Annotated in this window: 10 protein-coding genes; 1 reads left to right on the plus strand and 9 read right to left on the minus strand. The window is 68.8% G+C overall.

The window, feature by feature from the left end:
* From U9977_RS20230 to U9977_RS20260, 7 genes are all read right to left on the minus strand, one after another.
* Positions 1-722: SEFIR domain-containing protein (locus U9977_RS20230; protein ID WP_322750861.1), on the minus strand; the 722-nt coding region annotated here is incomplete at its 3' end.
* Between the two features lie 42 nt (positions 723-764).
* Positions 765-2,036 (minus strand): lytic transglycosylase domain-containing protein, encoded by a 1,272-nt coding sequence (locus U9977_RS20235; RefSeq protein ID WP_322750862.1) that lies wholly within the window; start codon positions 2,034-2,036, stop codon positions 765-767.
* Positions 2,037-2,226: 190 nt separating this feature from the next.
* Positions 2,227-3,858, minus strand: a complete 1,632-nt coding sequence (gene cimA, locus U9977_RS20240) for a citramalate synthase (protein WP_322750863.1) — start codon at positions 3,856-3,858, stop codon at positions 2,227-2,229.
* Between the two features lie 270 nt (positions 3,859-4,128).
* On the minus strand, positions 4,129-4,806 hold the full coding sequence (locus tag U9977_RS20245) for a Crp/Fnr family transcriptional regulator (protein ID WP_322750864.1): 678 nt from the start codon (positions 4,804-4,806) through the stop codon (positions 4,129-4,131).
* A gap of 126 nt (positions 4,807-4,932) precedes the next feature.
* Positions 4,933-5,319, minus strand: a complete 387-nt coding sequence (locus U9977_RS20250) for a cyclic nucleotide-binding/CBS domain-containing protein (protein WP_322750865.1) — start codon at positions 5,317-5,319, stop codon at positions 4,933-4,935.
* A 149-nt stretch (positions 5,320-5,468) separates the two neighbouring features.
* A complete protein-coding gene (gene ilvE / locus U9977_RS20255; protein ID WP_322750866.1) occupies positions 5,469-6,398 on the minus strand; it encodes a branched-chain-amino-acid transaminase in 930 nt (309 codons plus the stop codon).
* 233 nt (positions 6,399-6,631) lie between these two features.
* On the minus strand, positions 6,632-7,669 hold the full coding sequence (locus U9977_RS20260) for a 3-isopropylmalate dehydrogenase (protein ID WP_322750867.1): 1,038 nt from the start codon (positions 7,667-7,669) through the stop codon (positions 6,632-6,634).
* 324 nt (positions 7,670-7,993) lie between these two features.
* On the opposite strand from U9977_RS20260, the gene U9977_RS20265 reads away from it, so the two are divergent.
* Positions 7,994-9,349, plus strand: a complete 1,356-nt coding sequence (locus U9977_RS20265; RefSeq protein ID WP_322750868.1) for an EAL domain-containing protein — start codon at positions 7,994-7,996, stop codon at positions 9,347-9,349.
* Here U9977_RS20265 and leuA read toward each other — a convergent pair.
* Together leuA and U9977_RS20275 are read right to left on the minus strand one after the other, a co-directional pair.
* Positions 9,336-11,057 carry a 2-isopropylmalate synthase gene (gene leuA, locus U9977_RS20270; RefSeq protein WP_322750869.1) on the minus strand — a complete coding sequence of 574 codons (1,722 nt, stop codon included), beginning with the start codon at positions 11,055-11,057 and terminating at the stop codon, positions 9,336-9,338. The two genes, U9977_RS20265 and leuA, sit on opposite strands and share 14 nt — an antisense overlap.
* 174 nt (positions 11,058-11,231) lie before the next feature.
* Positions 11,232-12,053, minus strand: coding sequence for a septum formation family protein (locus tag U9977_RS20275; RefSeq protein WP_322750870.1), 822 nt, complete (start codon positions 12,051-12,053; stop codon positions 11,232-11,234).
* Positions 12,054-12,238 lie beyond the last annotated feature (185 nt).

Consider the following 12,238-nt stretch of genomic DNA (forward strand, 5'->3'; position numbering starts at 1 on the left):
CGGGTGGTGAGTCGGCCGTCGGCGAGCCGCACCGCAAGGAGGATCTCATGGGTGAGCGACCCCGAGCGTGACCCGTCCTGGCCGCTTGCGCCTGCCCGCGAACCGGCCGGCGATGGCGCCCCAGGCAGGGTCACGCCCCGGGGCGGCAGGACAGGGCGCGTCCCCGGCCGCAGCGGTGGTTCGATCTCGAACGGCTGGCCGGTCAGGACGCGCAGCAGCGTCTCCATCCCGGCACCGGTATCGGAGATCTCCGCGATCGGATAATGGGTCGTCGCGTACGGGCCGAGCCACACCGGGATGTCCTCGACCGAGCGGCCGGGCAGCAGCACCGGCAGGAACTTCGCCATCGCGGCCGGCCGGTCGCGGTACAGCTCCTCGCGGATCAACGCCGCCTCGAACTGCACCCCGCGGCCCTCATCCGCGGCGGCTTCGCCCTCGCTACGGCGGCGGTACTGCGGCGACGCGAGGATCAGCACAAAATCAGATGCGCGGACCTCGGCGAGCATCCACAGCGGCCAGTCCTGCCGGCGTTCGGCCGCCGCCTTGTCGAGCTTCGCGTCGATCTCCCGGGATCTCAGGAAGATCCACAGATCGCGGACGACGTTCTCGTGTTCGGGTGACTCGTGTGCGTAGGAGAGAAACACCCGCGGCGGACGATCTGTCGCCGCACGGTCATCGTCACCACTGCCGCTGCCCACGCCAGTGCCGGTGTCATCCCCCACGCCATCCCCCTGCTGTCGGCAGACAGGGGGATCATAAGCGCACTAAGTAGTCGCTCTACTCACCAAGGTGGCCAGGTCCAGTTTCCCGGTGACGAGTTCCCCGATGACAACGTCATCGGGTACGACGCCACCGGGCACGACGCCCAGCGGCTGGGCTGGCCGGCCATCCACACTCGGGCCGGACGGCTCCGGCGACGCGCTGCCAGCCGGGCTCGGCGTAGGGGTAGCGGTGGGCGTAGGAGTCGGTGTGCCAGTCGGCGTAGGAGTCGGCGACGGCTTCGGCGACGCACTGCCAGCCGGGCTCGGCGTAGAGGTAGCGGTGGGCGTAGAAGTCGGTGTGCCAGTCGGGGTCGGAGTCGGGGTAGCGGCCGGGTCCGCTGTCGTCACCGCGCTGGCCAGCACCGCATTGCCCGCGCCTGCATTGTCCGGGCCTGCATCGGCGGCGCCGGAATCGTCCCCGCCCGCATACTCATCAGCCCAGGCAAGCACGGTGCGGACATAGTCATCCGACGGGTTGTACCTGTACACCGCCGCGGTCAGCCGCTCGGGCACGCTGAGGTCACCAGAGCGGCACAGATAGCCCGCGGCGGCGAGCGTCGCGTCGCTGATGTTGTCCGGGGAAGCCGTACCGTCGCCGTCGGCGTCCCGCCCGGCCCATCGCCATGTCGACGGGATGAACTGCATCGGGCCGACCGCCCGGTCGAAGTCGGTGTCGTGGTCGAGCATTCCGTGATCGGTGTCCGCGATCAGCGCAGTGCCGGCGGAGCCGTCGAGACGGGGCCCGAGAATCGTCGGGGTGACCGTCCCGTCCGCGCTGATCTGCCGGCCGGCGGCGTGATTCGACTCGACCCGGCCGATTCCCGCCAGCACCGACCACGGTAGGTTACATCCCGGCCGCTCGAGGTTGATCCGGAGCGCCGCCGTCCGATAGGCGCTCAGCATCCGGCTGGGGATCGCCGCGCTGCTTCCACCCGCCCCGGTGGTCGCGGCCCCGCTCGGACCGGCACCCGGCGCGGGCGTGGGCGTGGTCGGTGCGGACACCGTCTGTGCGGACACCGTCTGTGCGGACATGTCGGCTACCGACGCGGCCGGTCGGGCCGAGTCGGGCACCACAGTCACCGAGGCGACGAGCCGGTCGGCGTCCGCGCCCCCGGCCACCGCGCCGATGACCGATTCCCCGACGACGGGCAGCCGACGATCGCCTTCTGGCGCCGGCCGCCCGGCGACCGGACCGCGATCATCGTGGTGCGGCCCCGGTGTTGACGGCTGGGGCGCCGCCGTGATGCAGGCGACAAGGAGGACGGCGGCTACCATGCCGGGGATCTTCGGATCAACCAACCGTGGGGCCGGACGCCGACGCACAGAACCTTGCCGCGACACAGGTACCTTCTCCCGAAACGATCACATCATGATCGGACGGGACCCATGCTAATAATTCATGACCTTCAGGATGTTCATCCTCGATGTGTGCCAGAAGGCGACATACCGTTACTCATGCCACCGGTCACGCTTCGCGCGCGGCACCATCAGTCTCGACGCCTTCGCGCTCGACGCCTTCGCCCTGGCGGCGCAGACCGTAGGTGACGGCGTCCGCCAGCGCCTCCCAGGACGCGGCGATGATGTTCTCGTCCACGCCGATCGTGTCCCACCGGTCGCGGCCGTCGCTGGTCTCCACCAGTACCCGGGTCACCGCGCCCGTACCGGACCTGCCGTCGAGGATGCGCACCTTGTAGTCGACGAGGTCGAGGTCTGCCAGGCCCGGGTAGCCCTTCTCCAACGCCTCCCGCAACGCCCGGTCAAGGGCGTTGACCGGGCCGTTGCCCTCAGCCGTGGACACGTGCCGCACGCCGCGGGAGACCACTTTGACGGTCGCCTCGCTCACGACCTCCCCGTCGGGCCGCCGCTCGACGATCACGCGCCACGACTCGAGGGTGAAATAGCGCCGCTCGCCTTCGATCTCGTCGCGCAGCAGCAGTTCGAAGGATGCCTCCGCCGCCTCGTAGGCGTAACCGGCGGCTTCCCGCTCCTTGACCAGGTCCACGACCCGCCCGAGGGCCTCGCGCTGACCGGACAGGTCCAGCCCCAGTTCCCGGCCCTTGAGTTCGATCGTGGCGCGGCCCGCGAGCTCCGAGACCAGCATCCGCATGTCGTTGCCGACCACGGCCGGATCGATGTGCTGGTACATGTCCGGGTCGACCTTGACCGCGCTCGCGTGCAGCCCGGCCTTGTGCGCGAACGCGCTCGCACCGACATAAGCGCGGTGGCTGTAGGGGGCCAGGTTGGTGATCTCGTCGATGGCGTGCGAGACCCGCACCAGCTCGCGCAGTTTCCCGGTGGGCAGCACCGGACGCCCGAACTTGGTCTCCAACCCGGCGACCACGCTGAACAGGTCGGCGTTGCCGCACCGCTCGCCGTAGCCGTTGGCGGTCCCCTGGACGTGAGTGACCCCGGCCTCGACCGCGATGAGGGTGTTCGCGACCGCGCAGGCGGTGTCGTTGTGGCAGTGGATACCCAGGCGCGCACCGGTTGCGTCGCGCACGGCGGCGACAACCTCACCGATCCGGGTCGGCAGCATGCCGCCGTTGGTGTCGCAGAGGACGACGACCTCGGCACCGGCATCGGCGGCAACCCGGACCATCTCCAGGGCGTAATCAGCATCGGCCCGGTGGCCGTCGAAGAAATGCTCGGCGTCGACGAACACCCGCTTACCTTCGGTACGCAGATGCGTCACCGTGTCCCGGATCATCGCCAGGTTCTCGGCGAGCGTGGTGCGCAGGGCCCGCTCGACGTGCCGGCGGTCGGCTTTCGCGACCAGGCAGACGACGTCGGTTCCGGCGTCGCGCAAGGCTGCGACCTGGGGGTCGTCGGCGGCTGTGCGCCCGGCACGGCGGGTGGCGCCGAACGCGGTGAGGGTGGCGTGGTCCAGACGGAGCTCGGTAGCGGCGCGGCGGAAGAACTCGGCGTCCTTGGGGTTCGACCCGGGCCATCCGCCCTCGATGAAACCCACGCCAATGTCGTCGAGGTGGCGGGCTATGGCGAGCTTGTCGCCGACCGACAGTGACAGGCCCTCCTGCTGGGTCCCATCACGCAGCGTCGTGTCATAGACGTGGAAGGAGCCTGGGTCGTCTGGAAGCACAACGCGCCTCTCACTGGCGGATCTAAAGGGCCAAAGGCGATGCGATCGTGGTTCTTCTCGCATCGCCGGCGGCCGAAGTCCCCGGGTCTCTGGCGGGCCACTGCCCTGGCCACTCTGGGTGTCACGCGTCCGGCGGCATGGGTGAGCAGCCGGTACGCGCGACGAGGGCAGGTTCACCGCCGACCGCCCACTTTACGGCGTCGCCGGCCCTACGGTCAGATTTTTACCCTGCCGAGACCCTGCCGAGACCCTGCCGAGACCCTGCCGACATCAGTCGCCGGCAAAGCGGCGCAGGCGCTCAACCTGGAGGATGGTGATCGTCTGTCCTTCGGCCAGAATCCAGTTCCGCTTCTCGAAGTCCCGCAGGGCCTGGTTGACCGACTGGCGCGAGCCACCGAGCAGGGATGCGATCTCGGTCTGGGTCAGGCCCAGCTCGATCAGCGGACGTCCGGACTCCCGCATCCGCAACAGCAGCAGCTTGGCGACCCGCCGGGGCAGGTCGAGGAAGACCAGGTCTGCGTTTGCCCCGGTCAGGCGGCGGACGTGGGCGACCAGCGCTCGGATGAGCTGCTCGGCGACGGCCGGCCGCTCCCGCACCAGCTCCCACACGGCCGCACGGTCCAAGACCAGCGCCTCGCTGGGCTCCAGCGCCTCGACGCTGGCCGAGCGCGGACCGGCCTCGACGATGTTGAGCTCGCCGAGGGTGTCACCTGGGCCTGCGATGTTGAGAACGTGGTCGCGACCGTCGTCGGCGGTTGTCAGAACCTTCAGCCGCCCGAAGGCCACTACTAGCAACGTGTCAGATGGATCACCTTCAGTAAAGACAACTTGGCCGCGGCGATACCGGCGCACGACAGAGCGTGCGGCCAGGCGCGCCAGAGCCGGCTCGTCCAGTTCCTTCAGCAACGTGGTCGCTCGGAGCAGCGCGACCGCTTCTTCCTCCTGCACACCGAGACCGTAGCGCCAATGTCGGGAATTGTGGGCGACCGCCGCCCCACTTTGGCAGTGATGTGCGCCGGTGGAGCGAAAAAATTGCCGCTAGCACCAGTTGATCAAACTGTCGAACACTGGTAGCTAAACAGTAGAACGCTGGACGCTCCAGCAACGCACAACATCTCGCATGGACAGCACTCCGGCCACCTCACCGCCCGCACAGACGATCAGGTGCCGGAATCCGCCACGCAGCATTGCCGCGGCCGCTTCATCCAGGGACCAGTCGGGATCGGCAAACACGACGTCACGGGTGATGTGATCGCCGGCCCGCTCGGCATCGGGGTTCTGGCCCGCCGCCACGGACATCAGAACATCACGTTCGGTGAGAATCCCATATCCCTGACCATCGACGTCGTGCACAATGGCCGCGCCGACCTTCCGGGCGGCCATAAGCCGCGCCGCCTGACGCAGGGTATGCTCAGGCCCGATCATCAGAACCAGAGCGCTCATTCCGTCGCAAACCCGCATCACGGTCTCCCTGGAGCTTGTGCACGTGTCAAACGAGAACGTGACAGGAGACGTTAGGCGCAGCGGAGGCTGATGACCAGACCATCGGGTGTTCAGCGTGGCGAGACTCGGGCGCTGGGTGGCGGGTGGCGGGTGGCGACTGTCGGACCTCAGGCGTCGTGGACGCGTTCGTTCCAGATCTTGTAGCGGTCGAGTTCCCCGCGGGTCGCCTGGTGGAACAGCTCCAACAGTTCGCGGGTGATCGGCCCAGGTCGGCCCGTTCCGACCGACCGGTCGTCGATCTCCACGATCGGCACCATCTCGGCCGCGGTCCCGGTGAAGAAGGCCTCGTCCGCCAGATACAGGTCGGTGCGCACGATGTGCTGTTCGCGGACCTCGTAGCCCTGGTCGGCGGCGATCTGCATGATCGACGCCCGGGTGATGCCACCGAGCGGACCGTCGCTGAGCGGCGGCGTGATCACCATTCCGCCCGCGACGATGAAAACGTTCTCGCCCGATCCATCGGCGATATGTCCGTTGGGGCTGGTCAGAATGGCCTCGTCATAACCGGCCTTGAGCGCCGCGACCTTGGCGAGCGACGAGTTGAGGTACTGCCCGGACGCCTTGGCCGCCGGCGGGATGATGTTGTTGTCATTGCGACGCCAGGTCGAGACGGTGGCCCGGACGCCCTTCTCGCCGGCGTCATCACCCAGATAGGCGCCCCACGGCCAAACCGCGATCATCACCTCGATCGAGGACGGCAGCGGGTTCAGGCCCATCTCGCCATATCCGAGGTAGACCAGCGGCCGGATGTAGCAGGCGTCGATCTCGTTGATCGCGACCGTCTCCTTGATCGCCGCAATCAGTTCCGCCTGGCTGTACTGCGGCTCCATCATGTAAATCTTGGCGCTGCGATACAGCCTCGCGACATGGTCGGTCAGCCGGAACACGGCGCTGCCGTGCGCGGTGGAGTAGGCGCGGATGCCCTCGAAGACGCCCCAGCCATAGTGGAGGGTCGGGTTGAGGACGTGGATGCGGGCATCGTCCCAGTCGACGAACTGACCGCTCATCCAGATCTTTGACGTCGGTGTAATGGCCATGTGTGACTCCAGGCGTGGGCGACGGAACTTAGAGCGACCGGACAAGTGACGATCGTGCCGATCTTCGCCGTGGTCAGGCCCCGTCGGCTGCCGTCGTACCGGATCTACGGCCCTTCCGAGGATAGCGCCCGGACGCTGCTCCGGGGACTTCGGCCTCCGGGCGCGCGATCTGACGATCGTCGCGCGCCCTTTGGCCCGGACGCTGCTCCGGGGACTGCTGCCTCCAGGGGTTCTTACCCGGCGACCCGGGCCGCCAGGTCCTCGCCGACCGCACGGGTGGGCGCCGGGCCCGCGTGACCGGCGGCCCGCCGGGACCGGTCGGCCAGCGCCGCGGCGACCGCGGCCTCGACCCGGGCCGCGTCGTCAACACGGCCCAGGTGTTCCAGCAACATCGCGACGGACATCACGGTGGCCGTCGGGTCCGCGATCCCCTGCCCGGCGATGTCGGGAGCGCTGCCGTGCACCGGTTCGAACATGCTCGGGTGCGCCCCGGACGGGTCGAGGTTGCCGCTGGCAGCGAGCCCGATACCCCCGGTGATCGCAGCGCCGATGTCGGTGAGGATGTCGCCGAACATGTTGTCGGTCACCACGACGTCGAAACGTCCCGGATCGGTGACGAAGAACATCGACGCGGCGTCCACATGCTGGTAGTCGACCGCCACGTCGGCGAACTCGCCGGCGACATCGGCGACCGTACGCAGCCACAGGTCGCCGGCCCTGGTCAGGACGTTGGTCTTGTGGACAAGCGTCAGCCGCCGGCGGGGGCGGGCCTGGGCCCGGCGAAACGCGTCGCGAACAACGCGTTCGACACCGTAACGGGTGTTGATGCTCTCCTCGGTGGCCACCTCGAAGGGTGTGCCACGACGCAGCGTGCCGCCGGCACCCACATACGGGCCCTCGGTTCCCTCCCGCACCACCACCATGTCGATGTCCGGCTCGCCGGCCAGCGGCGTGGTGACACCCGGGTAGAGCCGCACCGGGCGCAGGTTCACATAGTGGTCGAGCTCAAAACGCAACCGCAGGAGCAACCCGCGTTCCAGCACACCGCTGGGCACAGTGGGGTCACCGACGGCCCCGAGCAGGATGGCGTCGTGCTCACGCAGTTCGTCGAGCACCGAATCGGGCAGGGTCTCGCCGGTGGCGTGCCAGCGGCGCGCGCCCAGGTCATAGTCGGTCGTCTCCACCTTGGGCTCGACGACGCGCAGAACGCGCAGCCCCTCCGCGACAACCTCTGGTCCGATGCCGTCCCCGCCGATAACCGCAAGCCTCATGGGCGCGACTGTAAACCGGCACCGTGAACCGGCATCGTCACCCCCCGCCGCCACTGGTCGGGGCCCGCCCGGACCCCACCGTTCCCACCGCTGCTCACCGACCCGGCGGTGACCCCCGGCTGCCGAGCAGTGTGCCCCTGAGCAGGGAAGACACTTCGCGACACGCAGGATGACACGTCGGACATAATCATGATCATCACATACAGTCCACCGATCACATGTCACAACCGGTCAGAGGACGGTACGTTGCGTGAGTAACGATGATAGGAACCTCACACCGACGAACCGATACAGCATGCGACGACACAAAGGGGTGAACGGCGCATGATCCTCGAAGAAATCCCATCCACGAGCCTCCCCGATACCGACAGGGCGACCGACAGGACGACCGACAGCACAGGCGGCTGGTCCGACGCGCTGCGCCGGGCCCTGGCCGATCCCGGCCAGCCGCGGGTCGTCTTCCAGCCGATCGTCGACCTCCGTCGCGGTGTCATCGCCGGTTACGAGGCGCTCGCGCGGTTCGGAGCGAGCGCGGCGCCATCGCCCGACCTGTGGTTCGCCGCCGCCGATCGGGCCGGGGTCGCCGCACGGTTCGAGGCCAGGGTTCTCCGGGAGGCGCTCGCGGCGCGCGACCGGCTTCCACCCAACTGCTTTCTCACCGTCAATGTCATGCCGCATCTGCTGACCACCCCGGACGTTGCCGAGGTCTGGCTCGACGCCGACCTGAGCGGGCTGGTCATGGAGCTCAACGAGGCGGTCAGCACCGAGCAGGCACCCGAGATCATCGCCACCACCCAGGCGTTGCGCGCCCGCGGCGGTTTCATCGCCATGGACGACGTCGGGTCCGGCTACGCGGGCCTGCGTCAGCTCGCGCGGATCCGCCCCGAGCTGGTCAAACTCGATCGGGATCTCGTCGCCCGCGCCAACGTCGACCAGGTCAGGCGGACGTTGACCGAGCTCGTCAACGTCTTCGCCAGCCGGCTCGACGCCTGGGTGATCGCCGAGGGAGTCGAAGGTGACGAGGAGCTGGCGATGCTCGTGGGGCTCGGCATCCCGTTCGGGCAGGGATGGCATCTCGGCCGGCCGGCGGCGACCTGGCAGCGCCTCGACCCGGCGATATCCCGGCGCATCCGGCTGCTCGCCCAGCGCACTGCGCGCGGCGACGGCGTGGGCAGCCTGCTCGAGCGGGTACCGATGCCCCGCGTCCCCCACGGGCCTGACCAGCGCCGCACTGTCGCCGCGGCGGCGACCCGCGGTGTTCCAACGGCGGCCACCCGCCGGCTCGACGTGGCGTCCCGGCCCCGAATCGGCGCCGCCGGGGCGGGTGCTGGTGGCGGCAGCTGCAACGACTGGCGCACCGGCACCGCGCTCACCCCGGGTGTCGCGGCCAGCATGTACGCCCGGCCCGACGAACATGTCGCCGAGGTGGCCCGCCGCGCGATGAACCGCACGCCGGACCACCGCTTCGACCCGGTTGTCGTCGTCACCGAGATGGGGCGCCCAGTCGGCCTGGTCCGGGTCGAGCGCCTGCTCCTGCGCCTCGCCGAGCTGGCCGGGCCGTATCCGAACCCGCGGACGGCGGCGGGTCTGATTCCGCGGCAACCCACGCAGGCGCCCACGCAGGCGCCCACGCAGACATCGCAGCCCGAATCCGCAGACGTGCCGTTCAGGGTCCGGTGACGATACGCCGGACCCGCGCGGCCCGGTTGACCGCGCTCACCACCGCCCGCAGCGAGGCTGTGACGATGTTGGGGTCGATCCCGACGCCCCAGTACACCCTCTCCCCCGCAGCCGCATCCCCGACAGCCACCTCCAGATAGGCGGCGGCGCGGGCGTCGGCACCCGAGCCCAGGGCGTGCTCGTGGTAATCCAGCACCCGAACCCGGATGTCCCGTTCGGCGAGAGCGGTCACGAACGCGTCGATCGGACCGTTGCCGGCACCGCTGATGACCTCTTCACCGCCGTGGATGCGCACCGAGACGTTCACCTCGTCGCGTTCACCGTGCGCCGCGGTGGTCCGGGAACCCAGCAGCTCCAACGGGGCGTCCGGGGCGTCACCGGCGTCACCGGCGTCACCGGCGAGGAAGTACTCGCGTGAGAAGATCTCCCACAGCTGACTGCCGGTGACCTCGCCACCGGCGCCGTCGGTGTGGCGCTGGACGACCTGGGAGAACTCGATCTGCAGCCGGCGCGGCAGGTCCAGCGAATGCTCGGCCTTCAGCAGATAGGCGACGCCACCCTTACCCGACTGGCTGTTCACCCGGATGACAGCCTCGTATGACCGACCCACGTCCATCGGGTCGATGGGCAGGTAGGGCACCTCCCAGCGCCGCTGCCCGGTCCGGTCCATCGCCTCGAAGCCCTTCTTGATGGCGTCCTGATGCGAACCGGAGAATGCGGTGTAGACGAGGTCACCGCCGTAGGGGTGCCGGGGATGCACCGGAATCTGGTTGCAGTACTCGACGCTGCGGCGGATCTCGTCGATGTCACGGAAGTCGATTTCGGGGTCGATTCCCTGGGAGAACAGGTTCAACCCGAGCGTCACCAGGCAGACGTTGCCGGTGCGTTCGCCGTTCCCGAACAGACACCCCTCGATCCGGTCGGCGCCGGCCATGACCCCGAGCTCCGCGGCGGCCACGGCACAGCCACGATCGTTGTGCGGATGCAGGGACAGCACGACCTGGTCCCGGCGGGTCAGGTTGCGCGCCATCCACTCGATCTGGTCGGCGTAGACGTTGGGCGTGGACATCTCGACCGTCGCGGGCAGGTTCAGCACCACCGGCCGGTCCGGCGTCGGCTGCCAGACGTCCATGACCGCCTCGCACACCTCAAGGGCGTACTCCAGCTCTGTTCCGGTGAACGACTCCGGGCTGTACTGCCAGCGGACGTCGCTTGCGCCCAGGAGTTTGTCCGCGTAACGGGCACACCACTGCGCGCCCTGAACGGCGATGTCGGTGACGCCCTCGCGATCGAGCCCGAACACGACGCGCCGTTGCAGCGTCGAGGTCGAGTTGTACAGATGCACCAGGACCCGGGGTGCCCCGATCAGCGACGTGATCGTCCGCTCGATCAGTTCCTCACGGGCCTGGGTCAGTACCTGGATGGTGACGTCAGGGGGGATGTGACCGCCCTCGACCAGCTGACGGATGAAGTCGAAGTCCGTCTGGCTCGCGGCGGGGAAGCCGACCTCGATCTCCTTGTAGCCCATCTGGACCAGCAGCGTGAACATCTGCATCTTGCGCGCGGGCGTCATCGGGTCGATCAGTGCCTGGTTGCCGTCTCGCAGGTCCACGCTGCACCACCGGGGTGCGTGGGTGATCGTGCGGGTGGGCCAGGCGCGGTCGGCCAGATCCACCGGTGGGAACGGCCGGTACTTGTCGATGGGCATGCCCGAAGACTGCTGAGAGGTAGTCACTGCGCTACTGCTCCTGCTTCCGGAAGAAAAGCCTGCGGTGGCCGGCGCACACCGAACTCCGCGGCGAGGAAGCCGACCTGTCTCAGGCCCCGCCGCGGCAGCTAAGAAGCAGACGCGCATACATGGCGCGCTGAGCTTACTCCCCCATCAGGCAGACGTGCCCATGGCTCGTACTGGACCCACCCGCGGCCGCAGATCGTCCGGCCGGATCGTACAGACAAGGCCGTGCGCGCCGGCCAGCCATTCCGCCTCCTCCGGATAGATCGATGCAATCTTCATGTCCGTGGCCATCCCGGTGCTGCCGAGAAGGTTGCGCGCGGCGTCCGGGCAGTTGGTCAGGGTCGCGGTCGCCAGGCCATCCGAACCCGGCCAGGTGGGCCACACGGGGAATGGGCCGGTGAGATTGATGACCCGGGTGACCTGGTCGACATGCGACTGGTCGCATGACACCCGTATCGGTACGACGGCGTAAGCCGGATCGGGGGTCCAGAGCAGACAGTCGCCCTCGCGCAAAGCGGCCAGCAGGGCCGCGTCGACCCCGAACCGCTGGCCACCACCGGGCACCGGGCCGGCCGGGCTCGCGTCGGGGCCGTCGACCGTGGCGCGGTCCTGTGCCCGGGCCGGAATACCGGCGGACGGCGCCGGCGCCGGCGCCGAGACCGCCGCCGTGCGTGGGCCACCGTGGCGGAGCAGGAACAGCCCGAGCCCGGCCACCCCGGCCAACAGTGTCACAAGTGCCACAAACCTGGTGGCCCGGCGGCCACGCGGCGAATACGGCGCCCACATCCAGCGGTAGAAGGCACCGGGGACGCCACGATGGGCGGGCTGCACCCGGCAATGGCTCGGCCGGACCTCACCATGTGTAACCGCACGCTCGTCGGCAGACGGCTCGATGAAGCGCGCCCCGCGCACAAAGCTGTCGTCGAGGCGCAACCCCTCGAACGGATCCTGATAACCGTCCCGAGCCATAGCATTCACGGTAAACCCGTGACGCCGGTTTCCACACCACGGCCGCTGAACCCGGGAACAGGTCACCACCCCGGCTTGCGACATGCGATCGGACGAACGACTGGCGTCACGACCGAGGTTGTACGTCCGACGGTACGGCCGGGCACCTTACCTTCGGCCCGGGGTCGAACAATAACCGGCCGTCT

It is taken from the genome of Protofrankia sp. Cas8, from assembly GCF_963555845.1.
GTDB lineage: Bacteria > Actinomycetota > Actinomycetes > Frankiales > Frankiaceae > Protofrankia.